This is a genomic window from Vibrio sp. GJ43-1 (genome assembly GCF_055808835.1).
Genome location: NZ_CM147885.1, coordinates 765,202 through 782,416 on the forward strand (window position 1 = coordinate 765,202; position 17,215 = coordinate 782,416).

A 17,215-nucleotide genomic window follows, 5' to 3' on the forward strand; every position below is an offset into this window, starting at 1 on the left:
TTTTGAGTGATTGAGGACAACACATTGATCGAATTGACAGAAATATCAGAACAACTTACGACGAAGCCTCATGCATTTTTGAGCTTGCCGATTGATAGTCGCATTAAAAGCCGCCTAAAAGTCATCCTTGATGATGGGCGTGACGCAGGCCTCTTTTTGCCGCGAGGGCATATTTTGCGAGGTGGTGAGCAGTTAAAAAGCCGCTGTGGCCTAGTGATTGAAGTGAAAGCCGCACCGGAGAAAGTGTCGTCCGTCTATTGCAGTGACTTGCTTTTACTGACTCGTGTCGCCTACCACCTTGGTAATCGTCACGTGCCGTTGCAAGTGGAGTTTGGTTGGGTTCGTTACCAGCATGACCACGTTTTGGATGAAATGGTCGAAGGTTTGGGCGCGAAAGTGTCGGTCGAGCTGGCATCCTTTGAACCTGAAGGCGGTGCCTATGGCGGGAAAAGTGGAGGGGGTCATCACCACCACTAAATACATAACGTAATTGGTATGACACGCAACTTACAATAGTAAACACAATAAAGAACAAGAAAAGGACATTTCAATGAAATCAACGTTCGTCAAAATTAGCGTAGCCGCTCTTTCTCTTTCTCCTGCAGTGGCGTTGGCCCACCCAGGACATGATTCAACTGCGTTCACAAGTGGTCTGCTTCATCCTGTTACTGGTATTGACCATCTTATTATGTTGGTCGCTTTTGGCTTACTTGTTGGCTGCTTAACCGCCACCAAGAAAATAAAACTAGGCTTATTGGCAAGCGCGTTAATCACTCTTATGGTTGGCTTATTGGCGGGTAAAGTTTTTGGCTTAGTGTCGGGTGTTGAATTGGCGATTGTTGCGTCCTTGTTTATGGTGAGTTTAGCTATCTGGCAAGTATTTAGTGTGTCACAACGTATGGTGAAGTTGGCCGTCGGTTTGTGTATCGGAATGATGTTTTTCCACGGGTATGCGCACGGTGTTGAGGCGCAAGGAACGCTAGGTCAATTCTCTTTAGGTATGGCATTAGGGGCGAGTGCATTAATGGCAATGGGCACTCAATTGGGACAAGGGCTAGCGTCGCGTTGGTTATCGGTTGGTGTTGCAACCGCGAGTTCACTGTTTTTAATGGCTGCTTAGTTTATGACTGTTAGTGCTGCTATTGATAATGATGTGTCGAGTTATCGACTGTTTCAACTCATTAGTCCATCTCTTCCTATTGGCGGGTTTACTTACTCGCAGGGTTTGGAATGGGCGGTAGAGGCCACTTGGGTTACTGACAGAACATCGATGGAACAATGGCTGAGCAATATGTTGTTTAGCAGCGTTGCTACGCTTGAGCTGCCGATTATCGATAGGCTTTATGTCGCCGTTAAAGCAAAGGATACGGCTCAGATCCACTACCTTTCACAAATGCTTCATAGCAGCCGAGAGACGAAAGAGCTTAGAGCAGAGGAAAAACAGCGCGGGTTGGCACTCAATACGTTACTTAATCGGCTAGAAATTGAAGCCGATGGGGTTGAATTAAGTGACTATCCCGCGAATCAACTCCTTGGGTTTTGTGTGGCTGCAGTGCATTGGAATATCGATGTAATGGCATTGAAAAAAGGTTACTTGTGGAGCTGGGCAGAGAACTTAGTGATGGCTGGCGTTAAGTTGGTACCCCTTGGTCAGACTGATGGTCAGATTGCATTGATCAATCTATCCGATCAGTTCACGAAAGCTTTACGGATTGCCGAGCAAACAGAAGATTGGATGATTGGCAGTTTTACGCCTTCTGTGTCCATTGCCAGTAGTCTACATGAAACACAATATACCCGGCTTTTTCGTTCTTAATGAAAAACAGCGAAACAAGATGATGAAATAGGAAATACTATGGAAAGTTACAAACAACCGTTACGAATTGGCATTGGTGGTCCAGTAGGATCAGGTAAAACGGCGTTGTTAGAAGTCTTGTGTAAAGCAATTCGCGACAAGCTCAATATCGCGGTCGTCACCAATGATATTTATACTCAAGAGGATGCGAAGATCCTTACCCGGGCAGAAGCACTTGAGCCAGATAGAATCATTGGCGTAGAAACGGGAGGTTGTCCTCATACCGCTATTCGTGAAGATGCTTCAATGAACCTTGCTGCTGTAGAAGAGCTCGCGAAGCGGCATAAAAATCTTGATGTCGTGTTTGTAGAAAGTGGCGGTGATAATCTAAGTGCCACTTTCAGCCCAGAATTAGCAGATTTAACTATTTATGTCATTGATGTGGCAGAGGGTGAAAAAATCCCTCGTAAAGGCGGTCCTGGTATTACGCGCTCGGATCTACTCGTCATCAATAAGATCGACCTCGCACCTTATGTGGGAGCGTCACTAGAAGTGATGGAACAAGATACGCAAAGAATGCGTCCAACCAAACCGTATGTGTTTACTAACCTGAAAGAGAGTCATGGGCTCGATGTCATTATCGACTTCATTTTGACTCAAGGTATGCTCGAGTTTCATTAGATATGATGTTAGCCATGGTTAACGTGCGCTGTTAACTATGGCTTGGCATTAACGATAGACGAGAATACAAAAAGTGTGTTTATGCTGACGGATTTTGCTTGGCATTAATACTGGCGTAGGTGTGTAGTAGCTCTGTGAGGATTTTTACCCAACCAAAGGCTTCTGTTGGTGGATTGATAAGCAGCGTTTCAACGTGCTCACAATGCGTTTCCAGTGTAATGGCTTGTTCCAAGTTAAATGAGATGGCATAAAAGTGCCAAAGCACCAAGCGCGTCATTCGCTCACTATTTTGTTTAGCATTGTCAGAATCATCAAAGGCTTGCTGGATCTCACATAACGCAATAGCAGTCATACGTAGCGTTGCATCCAACCGTGCCGACATCATACGTTCTTCACTGTCGACTTCTTCATGTTCAAAAGTGAACAGCTCACTCATGACTTCTTCTGGCACCATCTTACTGATCATTCGCATACTGAACTCTTCTAGTTCGTGGCGTGGCATGGTGACAAGGCAATTAAAGGTGTAATCACGAAGCATAGATAAGGTGCTCTAGTTGGCTATTCAATTGAACCCGCATTTTAAGCACTATGGGTGAATTTACCAGCATTGAAATAAAGATTGTCTGGATTTATTGCAATCGTTCGGTTGCTTGATTGAAAAAGCAGAACCATCAACCTTCTATAAGTTTCATTGTTGGCTGTTATTTAGATTAATTTGATACTTACTGTTGCTATATTCTTTTTGACAGCGGTTATACTTATCTCGAGCTTAACCACTCGAACTCAACATATCGAACTCAACAAGTAGGAACGTATTATGAAAGCAATCACTAAGTCGATTATTGCATTAAGTTTTTTAGCGGTTGGATCTGCTCAGGCATTGGAGATCACAAGTAATGATATTCAAGAAGGTCACCCTATGGCGAAAACGTTCGAATATTCTAGCTGGGGGTGTGATGGTGGCAATTTGTCGCCACAGTTGATGTGGAAAGATGCACCAGCAGGAACCAAGAGCTTTGCTATCACCGCTTACGACCCAGATGCACCGACGGGAAGTGGTTTTTGGCACTGGATCGCGTTTGATATTCCAGCCACGGTTAACGAGCTGCCTCGCGGCGTAGATATAAAGAAGCTAGGCGGTATGGAGTCACGCATTGACTATGGCACCGTAGGTTTTGGTGGGGTATGTCCTCCTGAAAATGATGGTATGCACCGCTATCAATTTACTGTTTGGGCACTGCCAACGGACAAATTAAATTTACAAGAAAATACACCAGCGGCAGTAGTGGGCTTTACTTTGAATAGTATGGCACTTGATAAAGCGACATTAACGGCGACGTATACTAGATAACGCGTATAGCAGAGCAGATAACTGTGTATGCCCAATGATAGAACAATGGAGGGGAATGGATGAGCAATCAATATCAAGTGTCGTTCTTTCGCGCTGAACAGCCACAACAATTACGTAATGTGCGGATTCATTCCCCGAGTATTATTCAGATCATTACGGGTAGTAAGCGCTTGTTTTGGAAAGACGCTACTGAGGATATTTTGCCATCTCAAGTGTTGTTATGTGAGGCGTCGGCGTCAATGTGCTTTGAGAACCTTCCTCAAAAAGGGCGTTTTTTATCGAGGATGTTTAGCTTTTATTGCCAGCCTCCAAATACGATGCTGGAACTGAGTACTCAACGAGCCAGCAGGCAAGAGGGTCCGGCGTTAATGATGGATAGCGCCTTGCACGACACACTTAATGCGTTGTTTTCATTCGATTTGAATACCATGAGCCAAGCTACACAGACGTTTTGGGTGATGGGGTTGTTTCAACAATTGGCTGAGAAAGGGGCATTGCATCAACTATTTCGTAATTCTAGCGTGTTTAGTCAGAAACTAAGTTATTACTTGGCTTATGCTCCGGGCAAGGAGCATGCACTGGAAACGGTCGCAGAGCGATTTGCGATGAGTCGAGCAACACTGATTCGTAAGCTCAAACAAGAAGGTACTCAGTATCGTGAAGTATTAGCGGAAGTGCGGCTTAGTCATGCATTGCATCTGATGCAAAATGGTCATGATAATGTCCTTAGTTTAGCGCAACAGTGTGGCTATCAATCGGCGGGCCGCTTTAGCCAGCGCTTTAAAGGTAAGTTTGGTGTGACGCCTGCTGATTACATGAAGACGTTGAATAGGATTGAGTGATTGGAGTTATAGGCGTGTTACTGATTTTGACGGTATATCACTAAAAAAACGGCCTAGCAATGTTTGCTAGGCCGTTAATGCAAATTAAGGCGTTTGCCTAAGTAATAAGCGTGCGCCTTACTCTGTTATTACCCTTTCAAGCGGGTGGTTTTGTTTGATTTGTTTTTAATTGCACGAGCAAAGCGAAGACGACGTTCGGCTGAGCTTTGCTCGTCTGAATTATTGGTACGGCTTTGGCGATCTTTATAGGCGGGTTTGCTTTGCATCTTAGTTAAAAGCGCATCACGACTGGCTGGTTCATAACCCGCCAGTTGAACACGTTTGATTCGTTGTTGAATCAACTTTTCAACTTGAACAAGAGTGAGTTCTTCTTCACGGCTAACAAATGAAACCGCATGACCTTGTTGTCCAGCACGGCCCGTACGACCGATGCGGTGTACGTAGTCTTCTGCAAGGAATGGCATGTCGTAGTTCACCACATGTGGTAAACCTTGAATGTCTAAACCGCGCGCGGCAACTTCGGTTGCCACCATTACGCGGGCTTTACCAGACTTAAATTCGTCTAGCGCACGTCGACGGGCACTCTGTGCTTTATCGCCATGGCAAAGTACCGCGTTGATGCCATCTAGCTTAAGCTCTTTTACCACTTCATTAGCGGTTTCTTTGTAGTTAACAAAGACCAGGACTTGCTGCCAGTTTTTTCTGCCAATTAATTCAGACAGCAGCTCGCGCTTACGGTCTTCATCGACTGGGTAAACAACGTGCGCAACCGTGTCTGCTGTTGAGTTTTCAGCATTAACAATAATACGCTTTGGTTTACGTAATAAATCTTGCGCCAATGCGTTCATTTGTGGCGATGACGTTGCAGAGAAAAGCATGGTTTGTGGGTGCTGAGCGATACCATTCATGATGGTACGAATGGCACTAATAAAGCCCATATCTAGCATGCGGTCGGCTTCATCAAAAACCAAAAACTCGAGACTAGCAAAACTAATGTTACCAAGCTCAAGGTGCTCGATTAAGCGGCCCGGTGTTGCTACAAGGACGTCTACGCCTGCGTTAAGTTTACGTTCTTGAGAGGACATTTTAGCCCCACCAAAAACGGCCGCGACAGAGATATCAACGTACTTCGTGTAGTTCTCAATGTTATGTGCGATTTGGTCAACAAGTTCGCGAGTTGGCGCAAGAATTAGTGCGCGGACTTGTGAGCGGCGGCGTGATTGCGGATTTTCAACCATTTGCTGAATAATAGGCAAAGAAAATGCAGCGGTTTTACCGGTACCAGTCTGTGCATGTGCAAGGATATCAGCACCACGACGAGCGTGTGGGATAGCCTGTTGTTGAACGGGAGTGAGTTTTTCATAACCACACTCAGTTAGTGCGCGCACAATATCAGCTGAAAAACCTTGTGATAAAAATGACATTCTTTGTTCCTAAAAGCAGTGGCTGTTACGGGTGCTTTTCAACACAAAAAGTAGCAAACAGCGGCTGACCAAAAATACGGTCGCTGATTATAGAGGAATAATCAGTGCCTGTGGTGACTAATTTTAGGTGTTGACGCAAATTTGTACAATGACAGGTGTCGGAAGGTAAAAAAGTTTGTTCAGATACAATAAAGATAGATCGTTTTGACGGTATCAAGTCGGATGGGGGAGGTAAGCTAAAGCACTTCTGGGCCTTTATGAACTTGGTGCGGGTATAATCGAATAGTAAAGCCTGTTGTATGACATACTTTTTCTAATATTGGGCTCGCAAAGTATGCAGTCATAGTGACTCATCCACTACAAATAGGAAATTTTCTTGATGCGAAAATCCGATAAGAAGATCGATAATCTGATTAGAGAAGTGTTAACCAAAGTTTGTGAAGATACCCTTAAAGGCTACGACGGTTTTGTTTGGGTGACTCATACGGTTAAATTCTCGTCCTTCCCACAGAGCTTAAAAATCATCTGCGTATTCGAAACGAATCTAGAGAGAACCAATTTTTTAATGGGAGACGGCCAGCAGCATGTCTCAGCAACCATCCAAAAGGCGTTCAGCCAGGCTGGGGTCCAACTAAAGAATGTAGAGAAGCAAATTAGTTACGATGCACAAGAAAAGTTCGAGAGTTGATATAAAGCCAGAAGGCTAATGTCTGCCCTCTGAATCAGTGCGACGAATACTGGTTCACTTATCCCTGATCTGACCGTGGCAAACTTACCTTTGACCTAAAGTATTTTGCACATTTTGTTCATAGACAGTCATCTTATCTGTTCTGATTCCAATTTAGTCACACTTAATACCTATTTTTCTTGCTAAAAAGGTAGAAAAGTTTATGGTGTTATTAAGTTGAAGTAGAGAGTCGACATGTCATTACAGAAAAAACAATCCAAAGTATCACTAAACATTAAGATTTCATCAGACTTAGATTTTCGTCTTAAGCGAGCTAGAAAATCAGCACGTGAGCAGGGGTTGATGTTCAACGTATCTCAAGAAGTTGAAAAATTCCTTGAGAAGGAAGTAAAGAAAGTCGAACGCCACCTATCAATAGATGAAGAGATTAAAAGTAACCTAGAGGAACTTGGTGGACTTAATGTAGATAAATTAATCAAGTCAATGGATTAGGTTTAATTCGATAGTGTTGATTCGATTGACTTACAAACTATAGTTAAGCATGGAGATGATTATGGGAACAATAATTGGGCTATTGATTTTAGCTGGGGTCGATATATTCCTAAAGCGTAAAACAGGACTTCATTTGCATCAGTGGATGGCAAAAAAATATCGAGATTCTCATAAGAATAAATAAACTATTCTTGTGAGAATTACATAATCCATCATTTCACCGATTCGATTTCAAGAAAGCTTGTGGTGATTGTTTTCATTAAGTGATGACGACGCGTGCGGTTAAGTGAGCAAATTCACTAACAGTTTTCCGCGTTTCCCCGCATAATGCGCGCTCAGCTGTCGTAACGTCGATAAGCAGTACGGTAGCGACGATGAATCGTGTCATCAACGGGTAACTAAGAATGCATTATATGAGTTTGCAATTGGATGCGGCAGCGCAAGCTATCGCTTGGTGAATTGCTAGAAGGGTTAGAAAACGAAGAGGGTTGGATCAAAATGACCGCACGAATTGCGGCGCAAATTGACACCAAACTGAATGAAAATGGCTACGTGGGCACCGTTACTTGGTTTAGTGATGAAGACTATATCGAGAGCGATATTGTTTATTCCTAGAGAATCACTCCTAGCAAACTACATTCGGCTCACTTCACCGAATTGATGTCTTTTGTAGAGCACGACTTTTTGACTAGCGTTGGAAAGCCGTGCTCGTTGGTATCGAAACAGAGCGTTACTGTTCCGAACCATTTTCATAGCTACTTTTTAACCACTATTTTTCAACGGTTAAGGTCTTACCAAGTCGGCTGCTTTCCATCGCCAGTTCAATAATTTTTATGGTCCAAATCGCGTCGTTCGCTTCAACAGGTGGGCGACCGTTATTGCGTACCGCCTCTGCCATAGTTGCAAAATAGTGTTGGTAATTGCCTGGCTCAGTAACCACTTTGTTGATGGAATCTGCGTGATACAAATTACCGTGATGCTCCACTGCTTCTTCTGTCCAATTTGGCTCTGATGGCGAAACACCCGCGATCAATCTTTCTTCTTGGGGATCGAGGCCGAATTTTTCATAACTACCTTTCGTACCTTTGACGCTAAAGCGATGATTTGGCGCAGCGCTAAAGAGATCGCCGTGTAACAGCACGACGTGGTTAGGATAATGCAGTGTGACATTGAAGTAATCCACATTCGAGGAGCCTTCTCTTAGCATCAAGCATTGGGCGGTAATCGCGTCCGGTAAACCAAAAAGATCTAAAGATTGATCAATAAGGTGTGAACCTAAATCGAACAGAATGCCGCCACCATTTGTGGTCTGTTCACGCCAGCGTTGACGAACCTCTGGACGAAAACGGTCGAAGTGAGATTCGAAGTGTTTAATGTCGCCAATCTTACCTTCTTCGATGAGCTTTTTGACGGTAAGGAAATCACCATCCCAACGGCGGTTATGATAAACACTGAGTACACGTTGTTGTTTCTCGGCTAGTGCAACGAGAGTCTCGCCATCTTCTACCTGAGTCACAAATGGTTTTTCGATGATGACGTGCTTGTTATTTTCTAGGGCTTTTTTCGCCAATGAAAAGTGCACGTCATTGGGTGCGGTGATAATCACCAACTCTGCATCGCTGTTATTAAGCAGCTCATCGGCGGTGTGATAATGCGCCACGGTCGGCCAGTCATGTGTAATGGACTCCGCTTGGCTGCTGCTAATCGCACACAGATCAAATTCAGCCATGCTGCTGATAAATGGGATGTGGAAAGTTTTTGCTGAAAATCCGTAACCAATGACGGCGGTTTTGATAGGGGTAAAATCCATAGTGTTTAACTCTTCGTCGAAGGGGTCGTAAGAATGATGTCGATATCGTGCTTGGCAAGCTGACTGGCAATGTTAGCGGGCGGGGCTTGATCGGAAACGATCACATCAACGTGCTCAAAGCTGCAGACTTGGAAAAAGTGTTGCTGGCCAAATTTGCTGCTATCACAAACTAAAATGGTCGTTTCCGCTTGTGCGATCATGGCTTGCTTCATCGAGGCTTCGGCTTCGCTGCTGGTGGAAACCCCATGCTCTGATAAGGCGCAAACCCCTATGAATGCTTTGTTAATTCGGTAGCTTTCTAATTGCTTAATCGCATTACTGCCAAGAATGGCGCGATGAAACACGTCAAACTCCCCACCCAAAATATGAACCCCAATCTTTTGCTCTGCATTGTGTATTGAGTCTGCGCCACGAGTGAGTGTTGATAAACAATCGACCGAATTGGTGACGACAGTAAGCGGGGCGCGTAGGTACGTTGCCATTGCAGTTAATGTCGTTCCCGTATCAAGCAGTACATAGTCATTCGCTTCAACTAGGCTGGCGGCGAGTTGGCCGATGTCCACTTTTGCCTGACTGATGGTTTTTTGCTGATAGGCTATTGCATATGGAGTGACCGGAGAAATTATCGCACCACCACGAATGCGTTGTATACCGGGTTGTTGAGCAAGCTTGACGAGGTCACGTCGAGCAGAATCCCGGGAGATCGCAAATTGCTCGCAGAGATCATTAAGGGTAATTTTGCCTTTTTGATTGAGCAAGGTTTGCATTGCTAGTAATCGTTCATCTTGGGTCATAGCTTGTTGTGTCATAGCTTGTTGTGTCATAGCTTGTTGTGTCATAGCGTTTTGCGTCATCGTTATCGGTAGACTCATGTTCAAACCGTGCCATATGAGGCAGTTAACATGATTGTGTTTGTTAAAGTAATGGAATTTACTTAAGTGGTTTTGCGTGATTGTAAGGTATATTAAGTGGTTTTGCACGCGTTAGCTTAGTCATCGTGCAATCTTTGCTGTTCAGTGGGGGCTTCACGATAGAGACGGCCTTTCGGGAGTGGTGTTTTTGATCGCGAGAGGACGAGAGAGAACTTTTTAATAAAGATGGATCTCAAGGGAATAGTCGCCTAAAATTATGGAGTTAGGTAAAGTATTTTCAAAAGCTAGCATCGATAGTCGATAGTCGATAGTCGATAGTTTATGTGCAATGTTGTATTCACACTCTTTTAGCCCCTCTAATTACTAGGTTTTCATAATCCGATGAAAAAATATGAGTTTATCGTTCAAGACGTTATCAGTAAGATCTGTCAGAATGTTATTACGATGAAATTGCCTTCAGAAAGAGAGCTTGCAGAAAGTTATGAGGTATCTAGGTTTACCATAAGAAAAGCACTAGAGAAATTAGAATCTATCGGTATTGTTACCGTGAAGTCTGGTTCTGGTATATTTATTAATGGAGACATTAATAATAACCCTCTTGTGTATAACTCTATTACTGAAAATAGTTTCAAGAGTATGTCGTATAGTAAGCTGACATTGAACAAAAGAGTGATGGATTCAAATGAGAAACGTGTGTTTCTTTTGGACGATGACGATTATATATGGAATGTAAAGCGCTTAAGGCTCATTGATGGAAAAGTCATTCAAGTAGAAGAAGCGAGAATGCCTGAGTAAAACTATTTCCAAAAATGAATGATACGATTATAGAAAACTCTTTGCAAAAGCACGCACTCGACATAGGTTTAGATATTGAACAATATCTCACAACCTACCGCGCCGTAAATACCTCAAAAGAAGAAGCACAACTGCTAGATTGTAAGCGTGGTGCAGCGGCAATGAATATTACCAACCGTGGTTTTCTCTCGAATGGTGAAGTGTTTATTGTCAGTGATATTATAGATATCAATTATCAATGCACGTATCACACCCCATTTAATAGTAAAAACATTCAATATCGAGATAAAAAATAGCCGCAAAGCGGCCATTTTATTCATGGGTTAGAATAGTACCCACCCATTAAGGTGTATGAATACTGCCATCAGGTAAGCGGCTTTGTGTCCATTCATGTGGACGATATTCCACTGGATAGTCAGTAGCAGCTTGGCGGTTCATCTCAACACCAATACCAGGGACTTCAGAGGCATAAAGATACCCATTCTTGGGTTCTTGTGCATTTGGGAACACCGCATGGGTATTCTCTTTATATTCAACATGCTCTTGGATAGCGGCGTTGTGCAAATGAACGTTTAAGTGAGTATTTACTGCGGCACCAATCGGTGTCATATCAGGCGGGCAGTGCCATGCGATACGCACACCAAAGTGTTGACAGAAGTACCCTAGCTTTAGTGCTTAGGTGTGATACCACCAATTTGTGAAACATGGCAGCGGATAAAATCGATGCGACGATTAATAATGAGAGATTTCCATTCCTCGGGATTATTAAATAACTCACCCAGCCCAAGAGATACCGAGGTTTGGCTTCTTATATTATCTAACCACTCGGTTTGACTTGGCGGCAAGATATCTTCAATGAAGAATGGCTTGTATTGCTCAACATCTTTTGCAAATTGCACCGCTTGATTAGGGAATAGGCGCTCATGCACATCATGGAGAATGTGGAATTCATTACCATATTTCTCGCGAAGCGATTTAAACATGGTCAGCGTGTTATCCATATACTGGTCTTGGTCGTAATAGGATCCAGAAGTTGGGTTTTCTGTTGTATGGATATTTTCTGGCACACCACCGTAAAACCCAAGTTGGCAGCGAATATGTTTATAGCCTTGTTCAAGGAAACCATCAACGAGTTTGTAAATACCTTCCATTGAATCACTCGTGGCATGAGTATATACAGGAATAGCATCACGAGACTTACCACCAAATAATTGGTGTAAAGGCATATTAGCAAGTTTGGACTTAATATCCCAAAGTGCCATGTCAACGCCTGAAATAGCATTGTTAATAACTGGGCCATTACGCCAATAAGCATTAACCATCATCATTTGCCATAAATCTTCTATATTATTGGCGTTTTTTCCAATAAGCAGAGGCTTTAAGTATTCATCTACCATCGTTTTAACCGCGAGTGGGCGTTGTTGGAACGTCGCGCAGCCATAGCCAGTGACACCAGCATTGGTTTCAACAATGACAGTGACTAAATTATGCCTGTCTGGTTTGGTAATAATACATTCAATACCAGATATAATGGTTTCTTTCACAATGATGCTGCCTATATAAATTAACTGCTATTATCTAACCGCTAAAAACAGGTTTGATCAAGTAAAAAATAGCCTATTTTTTATTGGTTCATTATTAGTGGTAATAGTTAATGAAAAACAGACCAATTCTGGAAATATCATGAAATGTGCTAAATTCGATGTTGAAGTGTGATTGCTTTCTCACTTTTTCGAGTTGGATTTATAGGCCGTCTCCGTATTATACAAACAGACAAATTCATCATAAAATAATAATTCGGACGATATATGCAAGCGAATGAACCTATGGATGCATTGGATCCAGCAAAGATAGCCTCATCTAAAAATATGAATATAAAAGAAAAAATAGGCCTGTTGGTTGATGCTCTTGGGGGCATTAACAATATTGCAGACTCGACGCATTGTATGACGCGTCTGCGATTCAAATTGAAAAATGAGTCGCTTGCCGATGGCGAAGTGATAAAGAGTATTCATGGTATAAAAGGCGTGGTTTTTCAGGAAGGACAGACTCAAGTCATTGTTGGCGTTGAAGTAGAGCAGTGGTTTAAATCACTGCCTGCTAACACAGCATCTGACGATGATTCCATAGAAGCGATAGAAACGGCAAGTAAAGGCAAATTGTTCCAAGGTGCGATGCGCATCGTAGCGGGTATTTTTGGCCCCGTCGTCCCGGCGATTGCAGGTGCAGGCATGTTGATGGGTCTACTATCGGGACTGATTGCGACCAATGTTATTTCCGAAGATTCAGATACCGTATTCTTTTTCCGCTCTATCTCAGTCGCGGTATTCTTCTTCTTACCGATGCTGGTGTCATTTTCTGCTGCGAAGATGTTTCGAGTCAACGAATACATTGCGTTGGCAGTGGCAGCGGCGATGCTGTCACCAAAATTAGCAGATAAGGCAGCGGCGTTAAACGGCATTGGAGAGCTTGCTGAGCTAAAAGTTATGGGAGTTATCCCTGTTGAACTGCTCAATTATGGCGGTGCTATCGTTCCTGCGATACTTGCTGTTTGGTTGCTGTCTAAAGTGACGCCATTAGTCGATAGATTGATCCCATCTGTGGCAAAACCAGTGTTTACGCCGTTGTTTGCGTTTGCGATTACGTCGACGATTACTCTATCTGCTGTCGGACCTTTAGGTATTTGGTTAAGTAATGGTGCGGGTTGGGTAGTGGGTTCACTATTGGAAATCTCCCCAACGTTAACTGGCTTTGTATTTGGTATTACTCGCCCAATTACAATTGTGTTTGGTATTCATCACAGCATGACGCCGATCAGCTTGAACAACTTTGCGCTGTATAATAAAGATTTGCTAATGCCAATCATGTGTTTAGGCAATCTGGCGATTGCAGGGGCGACCATGGCGATTTGGCACAAGCAACGTAAGACCGTGTCTAAGGAAGAGTCATCAATTACAGTGAGTTCTGGCATTACGGCAATTCTTGGTATTACAGAGCCTGCGTTATTTGGTGTGTTAACGAAGTATACCAAAGCGATGCTGACAGCGAGCTTAGCGGCTGGTATCTTTGGTGCCATTTCTGTGACTATTGATACGCATCTTACTAGCTATATTTTGTCTTCAGTGTTTAGTTTGCCAGCGTATCTATCGGGTGGTACACAAAACTTTATTCAAGCGGTGCTGGGTGTTTGCGGCGTGTTTGCTCTCTCCTTTGTCCTAACCTCGATGTTTGTTAAGTTAGATGACAAGTAAGCTTCTATAGTGACTGGCTGACAATAATAGCCGAGTTCGTGAGTATTCATACACAAAGAGCACGGCTATAAATAGAGGCTAAGCCCGTTCATAAGTGAGCGGGCTTTTTTGTGTGTTATTTGATCGAGTCGCGATGCCGCGTTTTTCATCGGCCAACTCATGAGTGTTGTTGGTATGCATGTATAGACTGTTTGAGGTTAAGCACAGAAAAGATGTGCGAGATCAATAGTTGACTAATTTACTATGGTATTGTGCGACTACTATTTAGCCAACAGATTTAGCCAACAGATTTGGAATCAGACATGACATTATCAATTAAGAAAATTTTTCAAAAGAAAGACGCCCAAGCGACTCAAGAAAAGAAGCCTAGCTCATCGGAAAAGATGGCGGATAAGAATAATGCCGAGGGTAAAGGCAAGCATGATACCCCAACGGGTTGCTGTGGTTCATGCTCGTAACACAATCAAGATAGACCGTTCAAATTAGGGTTGATAAAGTGAATAGCGCTTTGGATCGGAGCTTATCAGAACCACGAGCGCTATCAATTGATGTTACAGAACAGTCATACTAGAAATTATGCGATTCAAGGCAGTAATGCCAATGATCATAATCTCAAAGGCCATCACTAAACAGGTAGCTAAGCCACTTCTCCAGCCCCTTTCACCGACTGTTCACTGTTTTCCACCAGTATTGCGGTTGCCGTTTGTTTAAGCAGTCCCCACTCTTGGTCGTCAACGCTAATACCATTATGCCACGCATTTTGTTGCGCTTGTGACAGTTCATTAGAATCGATATGCAGGCTGTAATCACGCGAAAGCGCTGTTACGTCAAAGTCTTGAACGGACAGCTCTATGATCATGCTATGGTTGCTATGGTTGCTATGGTTGTTGGTGTCTTGAATGTCTAGTGCATCTGATAAGAATAACTCGGGTGCCACACAACCGCGATTTAGGATATACATAGTATGTTTAGGACTGCTGCCATTGGTCCACCTTGCCATACAGGCTATACCTTTTGATGCTAGCTTGACTAATTCACTGTAAGCTAGCCAGCGATTGTGACAATGATTCAGTTCGATAGTCATCGACTTTGAGCCGACCATTTTTTCAATGGCATAGTCCATTATAACTGGCAGGTGGCACGCTAAACTGCAACGGTGAAGATTTACGCTTATCCGTTGTGGCTGCGTGAGCGTAATATCAGCCGGGCGGTCTTGGTCATGACTAATATAGCGACTGGCGTTATTAAAGTGACGCACCCCGTGCAGTCCAACCATTTGTAGATCGGCAACCATGTTGGCAATAACGTCGGCTTCTCCGCATGAGCGACGCATCCCAAGAAATGCCTTGTTGACCGCAGCAACCAGTTCATTGTGAGAGACTAGCATGATACGTTTCCTCCTGATGACAGTTCGTTGCTTTGTAATGATTCGCTGCTCGGTAATAGTGGAAAAATCCAATTATCTTGGAAGGTATTATTGTGAATTTCATCAAGCAGAGGTGCGCCTTGGAAAAAGGTGACGCGAACCCAACGGTCGGAGCGAGGGTCAAATTTTGTTGCGCCAAAGACCGCCAGTTTGCAGCGTAGTAGATGCATTGGTAATGCGTCTTTGTGTAACACATTCATTTGAATATCACCCATTTGTTTATGACCGAGCGTCCAAACGCGCCTTGCAATTGCACGATGCTGTGGATGCTGCACAAGAAACTCAGCCAGTGATAGCTCGGATTCGTGTTGACGTAGGGTCTGATAGAGGCGGTTAACTTGGCGCGCTACGTCCAGCGGCAGTGCTTTGTCTTCACCAAGCTCCACTCCGCGAACGCCAAGTCTAGGTTCTTCTTTGTCCTGCGAGCGATACCAAAACCAATAGTGATTGTCTGCTAGATTGAAATCGATATCGATAGCCCATTGGTAGGCGCGTTCTATGGTCGCCTGCAGATCATGAACTTTTTTGCCACTGGGCAAAAATAAGGTTTCATCGCTGTTCATCTTCTCTTGATAAGTATCGACCAATTCTGGGTAGACCTCCATCAAGCACGACAAAAGGATCTCTTGTGCTTCTAGACTCATGTCGGCGCAATCTTGAATAAGATCGCGCCACGAGGAGTGTTGCGTCATCAAACTAGGCAGTTGACGTGTTAAGTGATTCAAGTCAGCTATCGCGTCAGCGTTGAATTGGCGCTGCTGATCGTTGATGGTGATCACTTGTTGCAAATGCAACGTGGCTTTGTTGAGCAGAGCTTGAAGCGTAGAATATTGCTTATCATCGGTTGGATGCTGCAGTACCGCTGATAGGGCTTGTTCTCTCGTGGTCATCCACTGATCAACAATGGTTGGATGATTAATAAGATAAGGTGCCATGCCCAAACCAGTGGCATTGCCAACGCCTAAGTAACGTTGAAGAGAGGGATGTAGTGATGTGGCGTGTTCGCCGCCTTGCTGAGCCGCAAGGTAATGAACCCAGTCTAAGCTAAATTCACGCAGTAGATAAACCGCACACATTTGAGCGCTAAATGATTGATTAAAATCGGGGTTATTTTCCAGGCGCTTAAAATCAGCGATGCCAAATTTACCATTGCCGTAAACAGCCGTGGTTCTGAGAATATAACCGACTTCTGCCAACTCTTTCGGATTCGGCTGTTCGCCTTTAGCCAGGTAGCGAACGATGTGTTCGAACACTCTCACGCTTTTGTTCGCCCGTGCAAGCACTAAGACGTTATTGGGGTTTCGACCCGCTTCTTGCAATGGAACATTCGCTCTAAGTTGCTCTAGGAGCGCGACGTTGACATCACCGTCCACTAAAGCAAAGGTGACATCCCAGCGCTCAGCAATCACACGATCATTACGATCTTCGTCCGCAATGTCATCGCAAAATACCACCAAGTGGTAGTGATGGTTTGGGGTGGTTAATTTATAGGTAACATGACCAAATCCTTGTGGCGAAAGTTGCCAGTCGGCTTTGGATACCCGCCAATGTTGTTTGGCCATTTTGCGAATGATCGAGCGAACAAAACTGATTCGGTTTTGATGCATTGCGCCTAATCTTTCCGGTGCCATGACGATGTCAGCAGAGCGTAGTGTAGGTTGGGTAGTCGTGTAAGTCGTAGGATGTGCATCCATGTTGCTCACCACCATTTTAATTATAGTTTGTTGATGTTCTAGTCGGAGCGAGATGACTCGCTCCGCTATGCCTGCCGTCTTCAGGTGTATCTTC

General features: G+C 43.9%; 18 protein-coding genes and 2 pseudogenes. 13 read left to right on the forward strand and 7 right to left on the reverse strand.

The window, feature by feature from the left end:
• The first annotated feature begins 24 nt into the window (after nt 1–24).
• The 4 genes from ureE (at nt 25) to ureG (ending at nt 2,476) form a co-directional block, all read left to right on the forward strand.
• A complete protein-coding gene (ureE, locus tag AC0L66_RS20745) occupies nt 25–477 on the forward strand; it encodes an urease accessory protein UreE (protein WP_265674255.1) in 453 nt (150 codons plus the stop codon).
• A gap of 73 nt (nt 478–550) precedes the next feature.
• Nucleotides 551–1,120: a HupE/UreJ family protein gene (locus AC0L66_RS20750; protein WP_473570708.1), complete on the forward strand. Its 570-nt coding sequence runs from the start codon at nt 551–553 to the stop codon at nt 1,118–1,120.
• Nucleotides 1,121–1,123: 3 nt separating this feature from the next.
• Nucleotides 1,124–1,816 carry an urease accessory protein UreF gene (locus AC0L66_RS20755; RefSeq protein WP_473570709.1) on the forward strand — a complete coding sequence of 231 codons (693 nt, stop codon included), beginning with the start codon at nt 1,124–1,126 and terminating at the stop codon, nt 1,814–1,816.
• A gap of 39 nt (nt 1,817–1,855) precedes the next feature.
• Nucleotides 1,856–2,476: an urease accessory protein UreG gene (gene ureG / locus AC0L66_RS20760; RefSeq protein WP_244354128.1), complete on the forward strand. Its 621-nt coding sequence runs from the start codon at nt 1,856–1,858 to the stop codon at nt 2,474–2,476.
• A 79-nt stretch (nt 2,477–2,555) separates the two neighbouring features.
• On the opposite strand, the gene AC0L66_RS20765 is transcribed toward ureG, so the two are convergent.
• Nucleotides 2,556–3,014 (reverse strand): exoribonuclease R, encoded by a 459-nt coding sequence (locus AC0L66_RS20765; RefSeq protein ID WP_265674252.1) that lies wholly within the window; start codon nt 3,012–3,014, stop codon nt 2,556–2,558.
• 279 nt (nt 3,015–3,293) lie between these two features.
• Between AC0L66_RS20765 and AC0L66_RS20770 the strand changes: the two genes are divergently transcribed.
• Both AC0L66_RS20770 and AC0L66_RS20775 read left to right on the forward strand, forming a co-directional pair.
• Nucleotides 3,294–3,827: a YbhB/YbcL family Raf kinase inhibitor-like protein gene (locus AC0L66_RS20770; RefSeq protein ID WP_265674251.1), complete on the forward strand. Its 534-nt coding sequence runs from the start codon at nt 3,294–3,296 to the stop codon at nt 3,825–3,827.
• Between the two features lie 59 nt (nt 3,828–3,886).
• The gene (locus AC0L66_RS20775) at nt 3,887–4,669 is read left to right on the forward strand and encodes a helix-turn-helix transcriptional regulator (RefSeq protein WP_473570711.1); all 783 of its coding nucleotides are present in this window, start codon (nt 3,887–3,889) and stop codon (nt 4,667–4,669) included.
• Nucleotides 4,670–4,797: 128 nt separating this feature from the next.
• On the opposite strand, the gene AC0L66_RS20780 is transcribed toward AC0L66_RS20775, so the two are convergent.
• Nucleotides 4,798–6,093 (reverse strand): DEAD/DEAH box helicase, encoded by a 1,296-nt coding sequence (locus AC0L66_RS20780; protein ID WP_265674249.1) that lies wholly within the window; start codon nt 6,091–6,093, stop codon nt 4,798–4,800.
• 379 nt (nt 6,094–6,472) lie between these two features.
• Here AC0L66_RS20780 and AC0L66_RS20785 point away from each other — a divergent pair, with 379 nt between their 5' ends.
• The 4 genes from AC0L66_RS20785 to AC0L66_RS20800 all read left to right on the forward strand — a co-directional run bounded on the left by AC0L66_RS20785 (nt 6,473) and on the right by AC0L66_RS20800 (nt 7,888).
• Nucleotides 6,473–6,781, forward strand: coding sequence for a Fis family transcriptional regulator (locus AC0L66_RS20785; RefSeq protein WP_265674248.1), 309 nt, complete (start codon nt 6,473–6,475; stop codon nt 6,779–6,781).
• Between the two features lie 234 nt (nt 6,782–7,015).
• Complete coding sequence (locus AC0L66_RS20790; RefSeq protein ID WP_428751999.1) at nt 7,016–7,273, forward strand: hypothetical protein; 258 nt, start codon at nt 7,016–7,018, stop codon at nt 7,271–7,273.
• 61 nt (nt 7,274–7,334) lie between these two features.
• A complete protein-coding gene (locus tag AC0L66_RS20795; protein ID WP_473570713.1) occupies nt 7,335–7,457 on the forward strand; it encodes a hypothetical protein in 123 nt (40 codons plus the stop codon).
• A gap of 245 nt (nt 7,458–7,702) precedes the next feature.
• A complete protein-coding gene (locus AC0L66_RS20800) occupies nt 7,703–7,888 on the forward strand; it encodes a hypothetical protein (protein ID WP_473570715.1) in 186 nt (61 codons plus the stop codon).
• 154 nt (nt 7,889–8,042) lie between these two features.
• Here the strand turns inward: AC0L66_RS20800 and AC0L66_RS20805 are convergent, their stop codons facing one another.
• Both AC0L66_RS20805 and AC0L66_RS20810 read right to left on the reverse strand, forming a co-directional pair.
• Entirely contained in the window at nt 8,043–9,083 is a 1,041-nt protein-coding gene (locus AC0L66_RS20805) for an oxidoreductase (RefSeq protein WP_473570717.1), read from the reverse strand.
• 5 nt (nt 9,084–9,088) lie between these two features.
• Nucleotides 9,089–9,955 (reverse strand): DeoR/GlpR family DNA-binding transcription regulator, encoded by an 867-nt coding sequence (locus AC0L66_RS20810; protein WP_473570719.1) that lies wholly within the window; start codon nt 9,953–9,955, stop codon nt 9,089–9,091.
• 381 nt (nt 9,956–10,336) lie between these two features.
• Between AC0L66_RS20810 and AC0L66_RS20815 the strand changes: the two are divergent.
• Nucleotides 10,337–11,046 (forward strand): annotated as a pseudogene (locus AC0L66_RS20815) (GntR family transcriptional regulator).
• Between the two features lie 46 nt (nt 11,047–11,092).
• Here the strand turns inward: AC0L66_RS20815 and AC0L66_RS20820 are convergent.
• Nucleotides 11,093–12,294 (reverse strand): annotated as a pseudogene (locus AC0L66_RS20820) (enolase C-terminal domain-like protein).
• 264 nt (nt 12,295–12,558) lie between these two features.
• Here AC0L66_RS20820 and AC0L66_RS20825 point away from each other — a divergent pair.
• Both AC0L66_RS20825 and AC0L66_RS20830 read left to right on the forward strand, forming a co-directional pair.
• Nucleotides 12,559–14,001, forward strand: coding sequence for a PTS transporter subunit EIIC (locus AC0L66_RS20825; RefSeq protein WP_265674242.1), 1,443 nt, complete (start codon nt 12,559–12,561; stop codon nt 13,999–14,001).
• 302 nt (nt 14,002–14,303) lie between these two features.
• A complete protein-coding gene (locus tag AC0L66_RS20830) occupies nt 14,304–14,459 on the forward strand; it encodes a CCGSCS motif protein (RefSeq protein WP_265674241.1) in 156 nt (51 codons plus the stop codon).
• Between the two features lie 179 nt (nt 14,460–14,638).
• Here AC0L66_RS20830 and AC0L66_RS20835 read toward each other — a convergent pair whose 3' ends face one another.
• Together AC0L66_RS20835 and AC0L66_RS20840 are read right to left on the reverse strand one after the other, a co-directional pair.
• Nucleotides 14,639–15,388 (reverse strand): DUF3726 domain-containing protein, encoded by a 750-nt coding sequence (locus AC0L66_RS20835; protein ID WP_473570721.1) that lies wholly within the window; start codon nt 15,386–15,388, stop codon nt 14,639–14,641.
• A complete protein-coding gene (locus AC0L66_RS20840) occupies nt 15,382–17,121 on the reverse strand; it encodes a hypothetical protein (protein WP_473570723.1) in 1,740 nt (579 codons plus the stop codon). Before AC0L66_RS20840 ends, AC0L66_RS20835 begins: the two co-directional genes overlap by 7 nt.
• Nucleotides 17,122–17,215 lie beyond the last annotated feature (94 nt).

Coding starts and splice junctions, on each gene's coding strand:
- AC0L66_RS20750 (WP_473570708.1), top strand. CDS start 551: ATGAAATCAACGTTCGTCAAAATTAGCGTAGCCGCTCTTTCTCTTTCT.
- AC0L66_RS20755 (WP_473570709.1), top strand. CDS start 1,124: ATGACTGTTAGTGCTGCTATTGATAATGATGTGTCGAGTTATCGACTG.
- ureG (WP_244354128.1), top strand. CDS start 1,856: ATGGAAAGTTACAAACAACCGTTACGAATTGGCATTGGTGGTCCAGTA.
- AC0L66_RS20765 (WP_265674252.1), bottom strand. CDS start 3,014: ATGCTTCGTGATTACACCTTTAATTGCCTTGTCACCATGCCACGCCAC.
- AC0L66_RS20770 (WP_265674251.1), top strand. CDS start 3,294: ATGAAAGCAATCACTAAGTCGATTATTGCATTAAGTTTTTTAGCGGTT.
- AC0L66_RS20775 (WP_473570711.1), top strand. CDS start 3,887: ATGAGCAATCAATATCAAGTGTCGTTCTTTCGCGCTGAACAGCCACAA.
- AC0L66_RS20780 (WP_265674249.1), bottom strand. CDS start 6,093: ATGTCATTTTTATCACAAGGTTTTTCAGCTGATATTGTGCGCGCACTA.
- AC0L66_RS20785 (WP_265674248.1), top strand. CDS start 6,473: ATGCGAAAATCCGATAAGAAGATCGATAATCTGATTAGAGAAGTGTTA.
- AC0L66_RS20790 (WP_428751999.1), top strand. CDS start 7,016: ATGTCATTACAGAAAAAACAATCCAAAGTATCACTAAACATTAAGATT.
- AC0L66_RS20795 (WP_473570713.1), top strand. CDS start 7,335: ATGGGAACAATAATTGGGCTATTGATTTTAGCTGGGGTCGATATATTC.
- AC0L66_RS20800 (WP_473570715.1), top strand. CDS start 7,703: ATGCGGCAGCGCAAGCTATCGCTTGGTGAATTGCTAGAAGGGTTAGAA.
- AC0L66_RS20805 (WP_473570717.1), bottom strand. CDS start 9,083: ATGGATTTTACCCCTATCAAAACCGCCGTCATTGGTTACGGATTTTCA.
- AC0L66_RS20810 (WP_473570719.1), bottom strand. CDS start 9,955: ATGAGTCTACCGATAACGATGACGCAAAACGCTATGACACAACAAGCT.
- AC0L66_RS20825 (WP_265674242.1), top strand. CDS start 12,559: ATGCAAGCGAATGAACCTATGGATGCATTGGATCCAGCAAAGATAGCC.
- AC0L66_RS20830 (WP_265674241.1), top strand. CDS start 14,304: ATGACATTATCAATTAAGAAAATTTTTCAAAAGAAAGACGCCCAAGCG.
- AC0L66_RS20835 (WP_473570721.1), bottom strand. CDS start 15,388: ATGCTAGTCTCTCACAATGAACTGGTTGCTGCGGTCAACAAGGCATTT.
- AC0L66_RS20840 (WP_473570723.1), bottom strand. CDS start 17,121: ATGGATGCACATCCTACGACTTACACGACTACCCAACCTACACTACGC.